General features: G+C 66.4%; 11 protein-coding genes. 6 read left to right on the top strand and 5 right to left on the bottom strand.

Features of this window, described 5'->3' with window-relative positions; translation table 11 throughout:
• Positions 1-110 precede the first annotated feature (110 nt).
• Entirely contained in the window at positions 111-2,012 is a 1,902-nt protein-coding gene (gene asnB / locus AC07UW_RS18795) for an asparagine synthase (glutamine-hydrolyzing) (RefSeq protein WP_495212646.1), read from the top strand.
• Positions 2,013-2,613: 601 nt separating this feature from the next.
• On the opposite strand, the gene queD is transcribed toward asnB, so the two are convergent.
• Positions 2,614-2,976 (bottom strand): 6-carboxytetrahydropterin synthase QueD, encoded by a 363-nt coding sequence (gene queD, locus AC07UW_RS18790; RefSeq protein WP_025878441.1) that lies wholly within the window; start codon positions 2,974-2,976, stop codon positions 2,614-2,616.
• Positions 2,977-3,171: 195 nt separating this feature from the next.
• On the opposite strand from queD, the gene AC07UW_RS18785 reads away from it, so the two are divergent.
• The 3 genes from AC07UW_RS18785 (at position 3,172) to AC07UW_RS18775 (ending at position 8,764) form a co-directional block, all read left to right on the top strand.
• Positions 3,172-5,811, top strand: coding sequence for a TonB-dependent receptor plug domain-containing protein (locus AC07UW_RS18785; RefSeq protein ID WP_495212645.1), 2,640 nt, complete (start codon positions 3,172-3,174; stop codon positions 5,809-5,811).
• Positions 5,812-5,875: 64 nt separating this feature from the next.
• Positions 5,876-8,470 carry a M14 family zinc carboxypeptidase gene (locus AC07UW_RS18780; protein ID WP_495212644.1) on the top strand — a complete coding sequence of 865 codons (2,595 nt, stop codon included), beginning with the start codon at positions 5,876-5,878 and terminating at the stop codon, positions 8,468-8,470.
• A gap of 96 nt (positions 8,471-8,566) precedes the next feature.
• Positions 8,567-8,764 carry a hypothetical protein gene (locus tag AC07UW_RS18775; protein ID WP_481488086.1) on the top strand — a complete coding sequence of 66 codons (198 nt, stop codon included), beginning with the start codon at positions 8,567-8,569 and terminating at the stop codon, positions 8,762-8,764.
• Between the two features lie 238 nt (positions 8,765-9,002).
• Here the strand turns inward: AC07UW_RS18775 and AC07UW_RS18770 are convergent, their stop codons facing one another.
• Positions 9,003-10,424 (bottom strand): DEAD/DEAH box helicase, encoded by a 1,422-nt coding sequence (locus AC07UW_RS18770; protein ID WP_394198627.1) that lies wholly within the window; start codon positions 10,422-10,424, stop codon positions 9,003-9,005.
• Between the two features lie 1,002 nt (positions 10,425-11,426).
• Between AC07UW_RS18770 and AC07UW_RS18765 the strand changes: the two genes are divergently transcribed.
• Together AC07UW_RS18765 and maiA are read left to right on the top strand one after the other, a co-directional pair.
• Entirely contained in the window at positions 11,427-12,416 is a 990-nt protein-coding gene (locus AC07UW_RS18765) for a fumarylacetoacetate hydrolase family protein (RefSeq protein WP_025878446.1), read from the top strand.
• Positions 12,417-12,430: 14 nt separating this feature from the next.
• A complete protein-coding gene (maiA, locus tag AC07UW_RS18760; protein WP_495212643.1) occupies positions 12,431-13,099 on the top strand; it encodes a maleylacetoacetate isomerase in 669 nt (222 codons plus the stop codon).
• Between the two features lie 33 nt (positions 13,100-13,132).
• Here the strand turns inward: maiA and AC07UW_RS18755 are convergent, their stop codons facing one another.
• The 3 genes from AC07UW_RS18755 to AC07UW_RS18745 form a co-directional block, all read right to left on the bottom strand.
• Positions 13,133-14,632 (bottom strand): UdgX family uracil-DNA binding protein, encoded by a 1,500-nt coding sequence (locus AC07UW_RS18755; RefSeq protein WP_495212642.1) that lies wholly within the window; start codon positions 14,630-14,632, stop codon positions 13,133-13,135.
• The gene (locus tag AC07UW_RS18750) at positions 14,613-15,896 is read right to left on the bottom strand and encodes a putative DNA modification/repair radical SAM protein (protein ID WP_495212641.1); all 1,284 of its coding nucleotides are present in this window, start codon (positions 15,894-15,896) and stop codon (positions 14,613-14,615) included. The genes AC07UW_RS18755 and AC07UW_RS18750 overlap by 20 nt, the downstream gene beginning before the upstream one ends.
• Positions 15,897-16,027: 131 nt before the next feature.
• A complete protein-coding gene (locus AC07UW_RS18745) occupies positions 16,028-17,155 on the bottom strand; it encodes a PilT/PilU family type 4a pilus ATPase (RefSeq protein ID WP_025878450.1) in 1,128 nt (375 codons plus the stop codon).
• Positions 17,156-17,268: the final 113 nt, after the last annotated feature.

The following is a 17,268-nucleotide window of genomic DNA, read 5'->3' as shown; positions in this document are numbered from 1 at the left end:
GCGCTCGGCGGGGCCGAGCATGGCAGCTCTCCCCATCCGCGTGCCGCCCTCATGCCGTCCGCCTCCTGTCCCGCGCTTTTCCTTGAATGCCCTTGCCATGGAGGCCAGCGATGAGCGGCGTGGTCGGGGCCTGGCTGCCGCCTGCCGACGATGAGCAGCTGCTGCAGCAGCTGGCGCCGATGCTGCGGGCGCTGCAGCAGCGCGGCCGCGGTCGCATCGGGTACTGGACCGATGCCGACGCAGGGCTGGCCCTCGGTCATTGCCGTGCGCCGACCGACATGCCGTTGCAGCCGCTCAGCTCCAGCTGCGGGCGCTACGTGCTGTGCCTGGATGGCCGCATCTACAACCGCGCGGCCCTGCAGTCGCAGCTGCGCGACCTGCCACGCAGCTGCACCGATGCACGCCTGTTGCTGCAGGCCATCGTCGAGTGGGGCGTGCAGCGTGCGCTGTCGCGCATCGAAGGGGCATTTGCGTTCAGCGTATGGGACCGCCACGCGCACGAGCTCTGGCTGGCGCGCGACCCGGTCGGCGAACGGCCGCTGTATTACGGCTGGTACCATGGCCAGTTCCTGTTCGCTTCGGAGTTGAAGGCGCTGCAGGCCTCTGCCGGATTCGCTCCCAGCATCGACCAGGATGCATTGAGCCTGCTGCTGCGCCATGACTATGTGCCGGCGCCGCACACCATCTATCGCGGCATCCACAAGCTGGTGGCCGGGGCGATGCTGCGCGTGGATCTCAACGATCATGCCGCCGGCGGATCAACGCAGGCCACGCAGGGCGGCCAGCGCTACTGGTGCGCGCGCGATGCGATGCAATCCGCGCTGCAGCAGCCGTTGCAGCCGGCGCCCAGCCTGGAGCAGGCCACCGACCAGTTAGAGGTGGTGCTGCAGCAGGCGATCGCCACGCGCATGCATTCACCCGTGGCCTGCGGTGCATTCCTGTCCGGTGGCACCGATTCGTCGCTGGTGGTGGCGATGATGCAGGCGCGGTCGGCGTTGCCGGTGGAAGCATGGACGGTGGGTTTCGACGACCCCGGTCACGACGAGAGCGACTGGGCCTCGCAGGTGGCCCGGCACCTGGGCGTGCATCACCACCTGCACAGGATGGACAGCAGGCAGGGCCTGGATCTGCTGCAGCGCTTGCCTCAGGTCTGGTGCGAACCGTTCGCCGATGCCTCGCAGCTGCCCACCCTGCTGGCCAGCGAGCTGCTCGGCGCGCGCAAGCCGGTGGCGTTGACCGGCGACGGCGGCGATGAGCTGTTCTTCGGCCACCCCAGCTATGGCCGCGCGCTGCGCAATGCGCGCCTGTGCGGTGGGCTGCCGGACTGGGTACGTGATCTTGCGCGGCGTGGCAGCAGCCGCTTGAACGTCGAGCGTGGTCGGCTTGGCGGTTGGCGCGCACTGGTGGCCGAGGTGGCCGCCAACGACGTGGAGGGGCATTACCTGCAGCGCGTCACCCGCTGGCGGCAGCCGACCCAAGTGGTACTGGGGGCGCGCGAGCCGGCGACGATCTTCCAGCAGCAGGACACCGCACTGCCGGCGGAAGCGCGCATCCAGCTGCTGGATTTCCGCATGGACCTGGCCGAGGGGATCCTTGCCAAGGTCGACCGTGCCGGCATGGCGGCCGGCGTGGAGACGCGCTCGCCGTTGCTGGACATGGAGGTCATACGCCTGGCCTGGCGCCTGCCGCAGCACTTGAAGTACCACGACGGTGAGCACAAGCGGATCCTCAAGCATCTGCTGGCGCGCTACCTGCCCGCGCCGCTGGTCTATCGCCCCAAGCGCGGTTTCGGCCCACCGATGGCACGCTGGCTGGCCGGCCCACTGCGTGACTGGGCGGAAGCGCTGCTCGACCCACAACTGCTGCGCAACCAGGGCTGCTTCGATGCGGTGCGCGTGCGCGCGATCTGGGAGGCGTTCCTGCGCGGCGAGCGCAAATGGCATACGCACCTGTGGAACGTGTTGATGTTCCAGGCGTGGTACCAGCACTGGCACGGCAATCGCGGGCGTTGAGCGTTCCTTGCGTGGCCGATCCATTCTGCGCGGCACATCTGCGCGGCGCAGGGCGGAGGCCCTTGCGTGCGAATGTCCTCCGGTGCCGGCCCTTGGCCGTCACCTCCCCCTTTACTTCGCACGCAAGGGCCTCCGCCCTGCGTCCGGAGCTCGTCGGCGTCTCATTGAAGGGCCGTCGCGAGCGCTGCATCTGCGCGCCTGGTGCCGCAAGCCGAGCCTCGTCGGGGCGGGTAGGGGTCTGGGCAAAGTAAAGGAGCAGGTGACGGCCAATGGCCGGCGCCGGGGGACATTTGCCCAGACCTCTACCTGCCCCGGCGGGGCCCTCCAGCTCGCAGAGACCCGGACGAAGGAGCGCTCTGGAATCCAGACGCCAGGCAAAAAAAGACCCGGCAGAGGGAGGGATCTGCCGGGTCCGGATTGCATGGGGGGAGGGACCCATGCAATGAGCGTGGGCGTCGCGCCGGTGGCTGTTGCCTGCCAGTCGCATCCGCCGTGCATTTGTATTGATGCAATGCAGCATACGCCGATCATGCGGCAATGCAACAAAAATCACGAAGGCGCCATCTCTGGCGCCTTGAGGCCTTTCAGATCAATGGGTTGATCAGGCGGCGGGGCCGCGGTAACGGCAGCCCGAGGTGCAGGTTTCGTGCACGGTGATCTCGCTCAATGCCGGCAGGGTGGGCTTGAGCTCGTTCCAGATCCACACGGCCAGGTTTTCGCTGGTCGGGTTCTCCAGGCCGGGGATGTCATTGAGGTAATGGTGGTCCAGGCGGTCGTAGATCGGCTGGAAAGCCGCCTTCACGTCACCGAAATCCATGATCCAGCCGGTCTGCGCGCCCGGCTCGCCCTCGACTTTCAGTTCCACCCGGAAGGAGTGGCCGTGCAGGCGCGCGCACTTGTGCCCCGGCGGCACGTTGGGGAGGCGGTGCGCCGCCTCGAGCATGAAGACTTTGAAGATTTCCATGGCGCGATTGTACGCCGCGGGCGGCCGATCAGCCCGGCTTTGCGTTGCCTTCCCGTGAAGAAATTCTTTCCATCCGGATGAAGAGATGATAGTTTCTCTTATATCCGTATGAAGAGATGTTATTGGCCGCACCCCGGCCAGGCATGGATTACTGCGGAACTTACCTCGTCCTTCCACTACCTCCCCCACATCGTCATGCCCCAGCACACCCTGCTCGTGGCGGCCCTGGCCGTCGCTCTGGCCGCGCCTTTGTCTGCCGCCGCCGAAACCCCCGCCGACGCCAGCGGCGAAGCCAGCACCCTGGCTGCCGTGCGCGTCACCGGTTCCAACATCAAACGCGCCGATACCGAAGCCTCCAACCCGGTGCAGGTGATCGGCCGCCAGCAGCTGGAACAGACCGGCAAGGCCACCGTGGCCGATGTGCTGCGTTCGATCTCGGCCAACACCGGCAACGCCAGCAACGAGACCACCAACAACGGTTGGGCGTCCGGCTCGGCCGGCATCGGCCTGCGCGGTCTTTCGCAGAAGAACACGCTGGTGCTGCTCAACGGCCGCCGCCTGGCCAACTACGGCTTCCCGGCCGGCGGCCTGTCGGACACCTTCGTCGATCTCAACGCGCTGCCGCTGGTGGCGGTCGAACGCATCGAAGTGCTCAAGGACGGTGCATCGGCGGTGTATGGCAGCGATGCGGTGGCCGGCGTGGTCAACATCATCACCCGGCAGAATTTCGAAGGCGCCGAGATCGGCGGCAGCTTCGGCGGCGCCGACCAGGGCGGCCTGCACGAGCAGAACCTGAAGTTCGTTGGTGGCCTGGGCGACATCGACAAGGACGGCTACAACATCCTCTTCAGCCTGCAGGGCTACAACCGCGAGCGACTGGACCAGGACGAGCGCAACCTGACCAAGAGCGGCATCTACAGCGACCAGCCCGGCGGCCGCTGGAACGGCTGGTCGGCCAAGGGTGCACGCTATCTGGTCAATGGCACCTCCGTGCCGATGCTCGATGCCAACGGCAACTGCCCCACCGGCACCACCCGCGTGGCCAGCGCGCCGATCGACGGCCTGGCCGGTGATACCTGCGGCTTCAACCAGGCCCCGTACACCACCCTGATTCCCTCCACCAAGCGCTACCAGGCCTACGCCAACGGCACGTTCCGCCTCGGCGACAACGTCGAAGCGTTCGGCGAAGTGCTGTACAGCCAGATCAAGAGTGCTGCCTGGTTCGGCAGCAGCCCGTTCTTCACCCTGGAAAGCGGTCGCTTCGCACTGAACGCGCAGACCGGCCTGGCCGAGCCGGTGTCGTCCAACCTGCCGGCCAGCAACCCGTACAACCCGTACGGCCGCGCGATCCCGATCGAATACACCTTCTTCGACCTCGGCGGCACCATCAAGACCAACCGGTCCACCGCCTATCGCGGTGTGTTCGGGCTGCGTGGCAACACCGAGAAGTGGGACTGGGAAGTGGCCGCGTTCGGCGCGCGCAGCAGCGAGCGCGAAACCGTCTCCGGCGGCTTCGCCAACCGCTGGGCACTGGCCAATGCACTGGCCACCGGCAGCTACAACCTGCTGAACCCGGCCGCGACGCCGCAGTCGGTGCGCGATTCGATCAACATCGCCACCCTGCGTCCGGCCGAGTCGGTGCTGCAGGGCATCGATGCGAAGATCTCCGGCAGTCTCGGCCACACCTGGGCCGGCGACATCGGGTTCGCCGCCGGTGCCGAATGGCGCCGCGAGAAGCTTGATTCGAACAACCCGTGGCAGATCGATGCCGGCCTGCAGGTGCGCCCGGCAATCGCCGAAGTGCATGGCGAGCGCAAGGTCAGCGCCGCCTACGCTGAGGTCAACGTGCCGCTGGCCTCGAACCTGGAACTGTCCGCCGCCGCCCGCGCCGATCATTACGATGATTTCGGCGACGCGTTCTCGCCCAAGCTCGGCCTGCGCTGGCAGCCGCTGGATTTCCTGCTGGTGCGTGCCTCGGCGTCGAAGGGCTTCCGTGCGCCGTCGCTGTCGGAGAACTCCAACAGCACCAGCATCGCCTACGGCAGCGTGGTCGACCCGCGTGATCCGGACGTGCCGGGCTCGCGGCAGAGCCCGACCTTCTTCACCGTCGGCAACAGCGACCTGAAGCCGGAGCGCACCAAGAGCGTGAACTTCGGCGTGGTGCTGTCGCCGTGGGCGAACACCAACCTGAGCATCGACTACTACCGTATCCAGCTGGACAACCTGGTCGGTACCAACAACACCCAGACCCTGGTCAACGACAACGTCGCCGGTGCCGTGCAGCGCGATGAGCGTGGCAAGCTGCAGGCGGTCTACAACCGCTACCAGAACCTGAGCGAGCTGAAGACCTCGGGCATCGACGTCGAGCTGAGGCAGCGCATCCCGACCACCGCCTTCGGTGACTTCACCGTGACCTCGGCCTACACCCACGTACGCGACTACCGGCGCCCGACCGTGGTCGGCGGCCCGCTGGTGGACTATGCCGGCAGCAATCTCGGCGCCACCCTGCCGAAGAACAAGGCCACCACCACCCTGGACTGGAAGTACAGCGACTACACCGCCGCGGTGACGTGGTACTACACCAGTGGCTACGACCAGAAGGCCAGCACCGCTGCAGCTGCGGTGCAGAGCCGCGTCGACGCCTACAACCAGTTCGATCTCTACCTGGGCTACACCGGCATCGACAACCTGACCGTGTACGCCAAGGTGCAGAACCTGGGTGACAAGACGCCGCCGTACGATGCCTCGTTCCCGGGTATCCGCGCGCCGTACGACTTCAGCCAGTACGACCTGCGTGGCCGCTACTTCACGCTGGGCTTCGACTACCGCTTCTGATCCACCCGCCGCGGCCGGCCACCCTGTGTGGCCGGCCGTGTTGCCATGTTCCAGGGGAGTCACCGTGTCCTTCCACCGCCGTGCCGTTTTCCCGTTGTTGCTCGCCGTCGCCACCGCCGTATCGTTGCCGCCTGCGGTACATGCGCAGAGCGCCTATTTCTTCCCGCAGACCACCGATGCCGCGGCATTCGATACCGCCATTCCCACGCCGGAGCAGTTCCTCGGCTATCCGATCGGCAGCCGCTACACCCGCCATGATCAGCTGGTCGCTTACTTCCAGGAGCTGGCCAAGCACTCGGACAAGATCAGCGTGCGCGAGATCGGCCGCAGCTATGAGGGCCGACCGCTGCTGATCGCCACGGTCACTGCTGCAGGCAACCACGCGCGGCTGGAACAGATCCGCCAGCAGCACGCGACCCTGGCCGACCCGGCGCAGCCGCGCAGCGCTGCCGGTGACAGCCCGGTGGTGGTGTGGCTGGGCTACAGCGTGCACGGCAACGAGACCTCCAGCGGCGAAGCGGCAATGCTGACCGCCTACTACCTGGTGGCCAACCGCAGCGCGGAAACGCAGCAGTGGCTGCAGCAGGCAGTGGTGCTGTTCGACCCGGCGCAGAATCCCGACGGCCGCGATCGCGCCGCCAACTGGCACAACGCCTGGGCGTCCGATCCGGCCTCGGCCGATCCGGCCGACAAGGAGCACGTCGAACCGTTCCCGCAGGGCCGTACCAACCACTACTTCACCGATCTCAACCGCGATTGGCTGGCACTGACGCAGCAGGATTCGCGGCCGAAGGTGGCGCAGTTCCACCAGTGGTACCCGAACGTGCAGATCGACTTCCACGAGATGGGCAAGGACAGCACGTATTACTTCGAGCCATCGCCGAAGAGCATGCATAGTCCGTTGATCCCGGCAGCGTCGTACGAGTTCAACAAGACCCTGGCCAAGTACCACGCCCAGGCGCTCGATGCGCTGGGTTCGCTGTACTACACCGGTGAGAATTTCGACAATTTCTCGCCCGTGTACGGCTCGACCTATCCGGATTTCCACGGTGCGGTCGGCGTCACCGTGGAGCAGGCCAGCTCGCGCGGTCGCGTGCAGGAATCGGTGAATGGCCTGCTGACGTTCCCGTTCACCATCCGCAACCAGGTTGCCACCGGCTTGGGCACGGTGCGCGGTGCGGTGACCGAGCGCAGCGCGCTGTTCGATCTGCAGAAGCGTTTCTTCCAGAGCGCGCTGAAGCAGGCCGCACAACAGCCGGTGAAGAGCTTCGTGTTCGGCGACGCGCATGATCCGGCATTGACCGGACGCCTGCTGGAACTGCTGTTGCTGCACAGGATTGAAGTGCATGCACTGGACCGCGCTGTCAGCGTAGATGGCCAGCGTTTCGAAGCCGGCAGCGCCTACGTAGTGCCGGTGCAGCAGGCGCAGTTCCGCCTGGTCCATTCGATCTTCGCCGAGACCCCGCCGATCAAGGGCGACGTGTTCTACGGCAGCACCAGCTACGCGATCGCCCCTGCCTACGGCGTGGCCTTTGCCGGCAGCCGCAGCCGCATCGATGGCGGCGCCCGCGTAGTCGAGGTTCCCGCAGTACAGGGCGGGGTGATTGGCGGTGAGGCGGGCTTTGCCTACGTGATCGACTGGCGCGACTACAACGCGGGCCGCGCACTGGCCGGCCTGCAGGCCAAGGGCTTGTCCACGCGTGCCACCTTCCAGCCGTTCACCGCGGCCACCGCACAAGGTGAGGTGGCCTTTGCCGGCGGCAGCATCGTGGTACCGGTGGCCGGGCAGCCGCTGCAGGGCGCGGCGTTGCAGGAGGCGGTCGCCGCCGCCGCGCGCGTCGCTGGCGTGCAGGTGCACGCGCTGTCCAGTGGCCGCAGCCGCGATGGCATCGATCTTGGCAGTGATGGCGTCAAGGCACTGCGCAAGCCCTCCGTCGCGCTGGTGATGGGCGAGGGCGTGGCCGCCACCGAAATCGGTTCGGCCTGGTTCCTGCTCGACCAGCAGCTGCGCCTGCCGGCCAGCAAGCTGGACCCGCAGCAGCTGGGCAAGGTATCGCTGGATCGCTACACCACGATCGTGCTGTCCGGCGGCACCTATACGGGCATCGACGCGACCGCGGTAGCGGCATTGAAGCGCTGGATCCAGGCCGGCGGGTCGCTGGTCACCTATTGCAGCGCATCGAAGTGGGCGATCGAACAGAAACTTGCCGACGGCGAGAAGCTGGGCAAGGACGAGGAAGCAACAGACACCGCGCGCCGCGCCTTCGGTGACCAGCGCGATATCGCCGCGATCGAGCGTGTCAGCGGCAACATCCTCAGCGCCGACGTCGACCCCAGCCATCCCCTGGCGTTCGGCGTGCCGCGCCGGCAACTGGCGATCAACAAGGAGAACACGGTCATCCTGCAGCCGAGCGCGAACGGGTTTTCCACGGTGGTGCGGATCGACGACACACCTCGGGTGAACGGGTATCTGTCCGAGCGCAACCGCAGTCGCGTGGCTGGAAGTGCATGGCTGCTGGTGTCAGCGCAGGGGCAGGGCAATGTGATCCTGTTTGCTGATGATCCGGCGCATCGCAAGTACTGGCATGGCACTGATCGGATGCTGATCAACGCGATCTTCTTCGGGAATCTGGTGAATCCGGCGAAAGCGCGGGGTTGAGGCATTACGCGCTTCGATTGATGCGTGTGGGGGAGGCCGGGCGGGCTGCGCAGGACACGCTGTAAATACATCCATGTAAGCTCGATCGGCGCATCCATGCGCCTCACGGTCCTGCGCAGCCCGCCCGGCCTCCCCTCGATGGTTTCCTGCGGGCGCGGACACATCAAACCCAAGGCGGGAGCAAGGGCGAAAGCAAAAGCAAAAGCTGGAATTCCGGCTTTTGCTTTTGTCTTTGAATTTGATCCTTCTTCTCCTGGCTACCCGGCGGTACAAGAAGGCGCTGGTGATGATTGAAGCGGATGGGCGTAGGGGCAGCGCAAAACCGTGAGGCGCATGGATGCGCCGATCGAGCCCCCATGGATGGGTTTACGGCGTGTTTTGCGCTGCCCCTACGCCCATCCGCCCTCGACGCAACCCACCGCCAGCTTTCAAACCATCCGGTAGCCCGCAACAAAAAAGGGACGACGCGTAAGCGTCGTCCCCCGATAAGCAGCCCCCGCGCAGCGGGAGACGCCATCCCTGTCAGCTGGGATCAGCTGGCGCGACCGCCACCGCCACCCTGGCCGCGGCCACGACCGCCACCCGTATTGGCACCGCCACCGCGACGCTGGCCCTGACCGGCACCTGCGCCTGCGCGCTGCTGGCCGTTGCCACCGCCTTCGCGGCGGCCACCGCCGGCCTTCTTCGGGCCTGCATGTGCATGACGCGGCGCATCGCCGTGCGGACGGCGCGCATGGGTCTTGCGCGGCACGCGCTCGCCGGTATCGGCCTCGGCCTTGCCCGGAGCACTGTTGCCCCAGCGGATCGGCGTCTGCAGCTCGAAGCCCGGCACATCGCGGATGTCCATGTCGCGGCCGAGCAGGCGCACGATCGCGCGCAGCAGCTTCACTTCATCCTGCGCAACCAGCGAAATCGCTTCACCGGTAGCACCGTTGCGGCCGGTACGGCCAATGCGGTGCACGTAGTCTTCGGCCACCATCGGCAGATCGAAGTTGATCACCTTCGGCAGCTCGTTGATGTCGATGCCGCGCGCGGCGATGTCGGTGGCCACCAGCACGGTGACACGGCCAGCCTTGAAGTCGCCGAGCGCACGCAGGCGCTGGCCCTGGCTCTTGTTGCCGTGGATCGCCGCGGTCTTGATGCCGGACTTTTCCAGGAACGCGGCCAGCTTGTCGCTGCCGTGCTTGGTGCGGGCAAAGACCAGGGTCTGCTCGCGGCTGTCCTGCGCCAACAGGTGCAGCAGCAGGTCGCGCTTGCGGCTGGCATCGACCGGATGCACCTTGTGGGTGATGGTCTCGGCGACGGTGTTCTTCGGCGTGACCTGGATCTGTTCCGGGTTGCGCATGAACTCCAGCGCCAACTGCCGGATGTTGTCCTCGAAGGTGGCCGAGAACAGCAGGGTCTGGCGGTTCTGCTTGGGCAGCTTGGCCAGGATGCGCTTGATCGAGGGCAGGAAGCCCATGTCCAGCATGCGGTCGGCTTCGTCCAGCACCAGCAGTTCAATGCCGGACAGGTCGATGCTGCGACGCTCCAGGTGGTCGATCAGGCGGCCCGGGCAGGCCACCAGCAGGTCCACGCCGCGACGCAGGATGTCCAGCTGGTTGCCCATGCCGACACCGCCGTAGATGCAGGCGCTGGGGATGCGCAGGTACTTGCTGTAACCGCGCAGGCTGTCATGCACCTGGGTGGCCAGTTCGCGGGTCGGTGCCAGGATCAGCGCGCGCGGCTTGCGCGGGCCGGTGCGCACTTCCTGCGAAGCGGTGCCCAGGTGCTGCAGCAGCGGCAGGCCGAACGCGGCGGTCTTGCCGGTACCGGTCTGTGCGCCGGCCAGCAGGTCGCGACCGGCCAGCACCAGCGGGATCGCCTGCTGCTGGATCGGGGTCGGGGTTTCGTAGCCCTGCTCAGCGAGCGCACGCAGCAGGAAGGGCGCAAGGCCCAGGGATTCAAAAGACATCGAGATTGCTCCAAGTACAGTTAACGCCTGTCCGAACGGACAGACGGGGGCAGATCAAACTGATCGGCTGACTCGGAGCGTTCCCGTGAACCGCGCTGCGAGAATTGGGTGCAGCCAACGCGAAGCGCAGGCTGGAATGCGTGACGAACGGCGTCGGAGTGGGGGCGGGCGATGGGGCGAACCCCGGTCGCCGGCGATCCCGGAGGGAAACGGACGGCCGCTGCAGACCCGCATAGTCTAGCGGAAGGATGAGACCTGACGCAAAACAGGCTGTTCAGGGTTCGGCAGGGCTGCGCCCTGCACCCGCCGAAGCGGTAGTGCCGGCCGCTGGCCGGCAACCTCAACAGCAACAGCAACAGCAACAGCAACAGCAACAGCAGAAGCGGGCTATCCGTGGGATGGCGGGGTGGGTCCGGTTGCGGGGGACGCCGTAAACCCATCCTTGGGGGCTTGGCCGCGGCATCCATGCCGCGGACACCCCCGCAACCGGACCCACCCCGCCTTCGACAGTTTTCCGCGATCTGTCGGAATGGCATGGCCTGCTCTTGGTGGGTGTCGACCTTGGTCGACACGTAGATCCACGCCACGCGTGGATGCTCTTCGTTCAATTGTCGAAATATTCGACTTCGAATGAGATCCATCCACGCATGGCGTGGATCTACCGGAACAAATCCAACCGTCACCGGGAACCTGTCGAAGGCGGGGCGGTGTCGGATTGCGGGGTGTCCGCGGCATGGATGCCGCGGCCAAGCCCCCAAGGATGGGTTTACGGCGTCCCCGCAATCCGACACCGCCCCGCCCAACCCACAGAAAGCCCAGAGCCGGCTGTTGCAGTTGCTTTCGCGGTTGCCTTGGCCTTGGCCGTTGCCTCTGCAGGTGCAGGGTGCAACCCTGCCAGACCCCCTCCTGCGGTAGGGTGAGGCGATGCCGCGCTGCAGCTTGGCTACGCTGCTTATTTGATTACACTTGAAACTTGTTTGCCCACGACTCCGGACACCCACCATGAAGCTTGGTTCCTTGAAGGAAGGCGGCCGCGACGGCACCCTGATCGTCGTCTCGCGTGACCTGCGCCACGGCGTGCGCGCCACCGGCATCGCCGCCACCCTGCAGTTGGCTCTGGAGGACTGGAGCCATCTGGCCCCGCGTCTGAATGCGCTGTATGAGTCGCTCAATGCCGGTGACGCCGATGGCGTGTTCGACCTGGACCCGCAGGCTCTGGCCGCGCCGATGCCGCGCGCCTATGAATTCGTTGATGGCAGCGCCTACCTGCCGCACGTCGAGCGCGTACGTCGCGCGCGCGGCGCCGAGGTCCCGGAGAGCTTCTACAGTGATCCGCTGATGTACCAGGCCACCAGCGCCGGTTTCCATGGCCCGCGCGATGCGGTCAAGGTGGTCAGCGAGGACTACGGCATCGACCTGGAAGCGGAGATCGTGGTGATCACCGACGACGTGCCGATGGCCGCCACCCCGGAGCAGGCCGCCGGCCACATCCAGCTGATCGGCCTGGTCAACGACGTCTCGCTGCGCAACCTGATCCCGGGCGAACTGGCCAAGGGCTTCGGCTTCCTGCAGTCCAAGCCGCGCTCGGCGTTGTCGCCGGTGTTCGTCACTCCCGACGAACTGGGCGCTGCCTGGCAGGACAGCAAGGTGCACCTGCCGCTGCTGACCCACATCAACGGGACGTGGTTCGGTGCGCCGGAAGCGGGTGTCGACATGCAGTTCAACTTCGCCCAGCTGGTCGCGCACGCGGCGAAGACGCGGCCGCTCAGTGCCGGCACCATCGTCGGCTCGGGCACCATCGCCAACGAAGACACCAGCAAGGGTGCTTCGTGCTTCGCCGAACAGCGCGTGGTGGAAACCCTGCGCGACGGCAAGCCGAGCACGCCGTTCATGTCCTTCGGCGACGTGGTGCGCATCGAGATGCTCGATGCCGCCGGCAACAGCATCTTCGGTGCGATCGAGCAGCGCATCGAACAGGCGGCCAAGCCCTGAGCATGGAGGCGGCGATGGAGATTCCGGTCGACGACGGCATCGTGCTGTACACATACTGGCGATCCAGCGCCGCCTACCGCGTGCGGATCGGCCTGGCCTTGAAAGGCCTGGCCTTCGAAGCACGACCGGTGCATCTGGTGCGCGACGGCGGCGAGCAGCACCATGACGCCTATCGCGGGCTCAACCCGCAGCAGCTGGTGCCCACGCTGCTGCATGACGGCCACGTGCTGACCCAGTCGCTGGCGATCCTGGAGTATCTGGAAGAGCGGTTCCCGCAGGTGCCGTTGCTGCCGGCCGACGCCGCTGGCCGCGCACGGGTGCGGGCGCTTGCGCAGCTGGTGGCCTGCGACATCCACCCGATCAACAACCTGCGGGTGATGCAGTACCTCGAGCGCGATCTGCAGCTGCCCGCCGATGCACGCACGCAGTGGACCCTGCACTGGATGGCCGAGGGCTTCGCGGCGATGGAAACGATGCTGGCCGACAGTGCTGACACCGGCACGTTCTGCCACGGTGACCGCCCGGGTCTGGCCGACATCTGCCTGTTGCCGCAGCTGTACAACGCCCATCGCTTCGGCCTGGATCTGGCGCCATACCCCACACTGCGTCGCATTGAAGCGGCCTGCCAGCAGCTGGATGCATTCATCGCTGCACGCCCCGAAAACCAGATCGACGCCGCCTGACATCGCGCTGTGCTCGCCGGGCATGGCCCGGCGCTACCGGTCTCCGGCGCGCGGTAGCGACGGGCCCTGTCCGGTGGGTGCGGAATCGGCCGCCAGCAGTTGCCGCAGGTCGTCGCGGAACAGCCGGTAGGCGTCCTCGCGCCGCGTCTCATCCTTTTGCCGCAGTACCCAGGCAGGATGCACGGTGGCGTACCCGCGGGTGCCATCCTCGAGCGTGAGCCAGCGGCCACGGTCGCGCGTCAGGTTGAAATCGCGACCGAATACGGACGAGGCCGCTGTGGCGCCGAGACAGACGATCACCTGCGGCTTCACCCGTGCGATCTCGCCCTGCAGCCACGGCCGGCAGGCATGCACATGGCGGCTCTCAGGGCGTTTATGCAGGCGCACCTTGCCTCGGCGCTCGTGGTGGAAATGCTTCACCGCGTTGGTCAGGTACAGGGCGCTGCGTTCGATGCCCAGCTCCTGCAGCGCACGGTCCAGCAGCTTGCCCGCCGGCCCGGCGAAGGGGCGACCACTCAGGTCCTCGACATCACCGGGCTGTTCGCCCACCAGCATGATGCATGCATCGGCACGACCTTCGCCGAACACGGTCTGGGTCGACGCTTCCCACAGCGGGCACTGCCGGCAGACGGCGGCCTGCTGGCGCAGCGCCTGCAGGCTGCCATTGTCCGCGGCGGCATCGGTTGCATCATTCGGCCGTGCGGGAATACGTCGCTGCGGTGCCTGTGCCGGTCGATCATGCATCTCCTGCACGCGGCCGGCTGCGTCGCGCACAAGACCCGGCAACAGGTGTGCTTCGGGAAGATGCTTCCAGTAACGGGCGGGCATTTCCTGCTGCATCATCCGCGTGTTGAGCCGGGCCGGATTGAAGATGCTGGCGTAATAGGTCTGCCACAGCGTCTCGCGGGCGTCTTCGGCGGGTGCATCGCGACGGCTGCCGCCATCACCGAACGAGAGCGCGCTGCCATCCCAGCGGACACTGCGCGCGGGTGTCAGGATCGCCCAGCGCATGCCGGCAAAACGGCGGGCGAAAAACGGCGCGACCCGGTCGACGATGTTGTGATCGGGCTCGAACCAGGCGATGAAGGTGTCGGTCTCGCCGGGCACCTCCCGGAAGCGCACGAAGGCCTTCATCTTGTGCGTGTCGCGGCGCACCGCCTGCGCCAGCGCCATCAACCGCAGCACATCGGCGTCGGCCGGATTGGACAGCACCGTGCGTTCGCCATGCGCGATGCGCCACAGCAGGCGGTACAGCAGCGGCAGGCGCTGCGGATCGCGATGGCACAGGCAGGTGGCGGCCAGTTCGACGAAGTCGCGCGGCACGTTCGGGACGGTGGCGCCGTCGGGCAGTGGCGCCTGCTGCACCGCCGGCGCGTCCAGCAGCGACGCTTCGGTACCCGTGATCCAGTCCAGCTGTTCCGGCAGCACGCGGCGCAGCAAGGCCTCACGCGCCGCACCGCGCCAGGCATCCAACGACCACGGCGGGTCTACGCGCAGCGACCAGCGCTGCAGCTCAGGCAGCGGGCGTGGCATCGAACAGCGAGCCCTGGCGGGGTGGTGGCGCCAGCTTCGCGCGCAGCACCGCCGGATCATCCAGCGCACTGCGCGGATGGTGGTCGGCCAGCTGCACGAACGGCAGCAGTTTGCTCATCGGCGCTTTCAGCCGGGCGACGTCGGCCACCCGCAGGCGACCATGGCGGCGTGCCATCAGCACGCGCTTGACGTTGCGCACCCCCAGTCCAGGTACCCGCAGCAGCAGCTCCTTCGGTGCGAGGTTCAGGTCCACCGGGAAGCGCTCCGGATGCCGTATCGCCCAGGCCATCTTCGGATCGATGTCCAGATCCAGCATGCCACCCTGGGTGGTGTCGGTGATCTCCTCCACGCCGTAGCCGTAGAAGCGCAGCAGCCAGTCGGCCTGGTACAGCCGGTGCTCGCGCTGCAGCGGAGGTGGTTGCAGCGGCAGCTGGCGGCTCGCATCGGGAATCGGGCTGAAGGCGGAGTAGTACACCCGGCGCATGCGGTAGTTGCCGTAGAGGCTGTCGGCACTGGTCAGGATCTGCTGGTCGCTGGCACCGTCGGCGCCGACGATCATCTGCGTGCTCTGCCCGGCGGGTGCAAAGCGGGGAGGGCGAGGACGCGCGCCGCGGCTGGAAACCGGTGCGATCACTGCCGGCGCCTTGCGGGCCTCCTTGGCTTCTTCGATGCGCCAGCGCAGTTCACCCATCGCGCCGCGGATCGATGTGCTGGTCTTTTCCGGGGCGAGGGTGGCCAGGCCCGCCTCGGTGGGCAGTTCGACATTGATCGACAGGCGATCGGCGTAACGACCCGCAGCGGCCAGAAGTTCTGGCGATGCCTCGGGGATCGTTTTCAGGTGGATGTAGCCGGCGTATCGGTGCTCCTCGCGCAGCCGACGAGCCACCTCCACCATGCGCTCCATCGTGTAGTCCGCGTTGCGGATGATACCGCTGGAAAGAAACAGCCCTTCGATGTAATTGCGCTTGTAGAAGTCCAGGGTGAGCGTGACCACCTCGTCCACGCTGAAACGCGCGCGCGGCACGTTGCTGGACACCCGGTTCACGCAATAGGCGCAGTCGTACACGCAGAAGTTGGTCAGCAGGATCTTCAGCAGCGACACGCAGCGGCCATCGGGCGTGTAGCTGTGGCAGATGCCCATGCCCTCGGTGCTGCCGATGCCGCCGGAGGCGCGCGAATCGCGCTTGCCCGCACCACTGGAGGCGCAGGAGGCATCGTACTTGGCGGCATCTGCAAGGATGGCCAGCTTGCGTATGGTTTCCATTGAAGAAACCTACGCACAAGGGGTCTCATTGGATGAGACCGCCCCTTAACCCTTCAGGATTCCGCCGGGCATGGACCGGCCGCTACCACCACGCGTCCGGTAGCGCCGGGCCATGCCTGGCGGGCGCGCCGTCAGAACCCGTGGGTAATGCTCGGCGCGCCGGCCGAGAAGTCCGCATACGGATCATGCTCGCCGCTGCCGCCTTCTGACAGGCGGAACTTCAGCGCCAGGCCATCGCGCGAGTCGGCCGCGCGCAGGGCTTCTTCCTGATCGATGGTGCCGTTCTTGGCCAACCGGAACAGGCACTGGTCGAAGCTCTCCATGCCTTCTTCCAGCGAAGCCTCCATCGCCGCCTTGATCTCGTGTACCTGGCCGCGACGCAGCAGGTCGCGGATCATCGGCGTGTTGATCAGTACTTCGGTGGCCGGCAGGCGGCGCCCCTCCTTGTTCTTCACCAGGCGCTGGCTGATCACCGCACGCAGGTTCAGCGCCAGGTTCATCAGCACGTTCTTGTGCGCGCTTTCCGGGAAGAAGTTGAGGATGCGCTCGATGGTCTGGTCGGCGTTGTTGGAGTGCAGGGTGGCCAGGCACAGGTGCCCGGTTTCGGCGAAGGCGATCGCCGCCTCCATCGTTTCGGCATCCAGGATCTCGCCGATCAGGATCACGTCCGGCGCTTCACGCATCGCATTCTTCAGCGCATTGTGGAAGGCATGGGTATCGAGCCCGACCTCGCGCTGGTTGACGATGGACATCTTGTGCTTGTGCAGGTATTCGATCGGGTCCTCGATGGTGAGGATGTGACCGGTGGTGGTGCTGTTGCGATGGTCGATCATCGACGCCAGCGAGGTGGACTTGCCCGAGCCGGTGGACCCCACCACCAGCACCAGCCCACGCGGGGTCATGATGACGTCCTTCAGCACCTGCGGCAGGTTGAGCTCTTCGATGCTCGGAATCCGGCTGCGGATGGCGCGGATGACCATGCCCACTTCACCGCGCTGCTTGAACACGTTGACGCGGAAACGCCCGGCATCGGCCAGGGCGATGGCCATGTTGAGTTCCAGCTCGCGCTCGAACTGCGGCACCTGGCCCTCGTCCATCAGCGAGTAGGCGATCTTCTTCACCATTCCCGGCGGCAGGCCGGTATTGCCGAGCGGATACAGCTTGCCCTCGATCTTGATGTACACCGGCGCGCCGGTGGTCAAGAACATGTCCGAAGCGTTCTTTTCGGTCATCAGCTTCAGGAAGTAGCCGATATCCATTGCGAATTTTCCCCAACGAAACTGCCGGTGCCCGTTGCAAGCACGGTACCGGCTTGACGACAATGGCCGCGAACCGACAACCGGTACGGCCTCCCCAATGAAACGACTTAGCT

The organism is Stenotrophomonas sp. GW821-FHT02D01, assembly GCF_059421765.1.
This window is presented reverse-complemented; position numbering and strand designations above follow the sequence as displayed.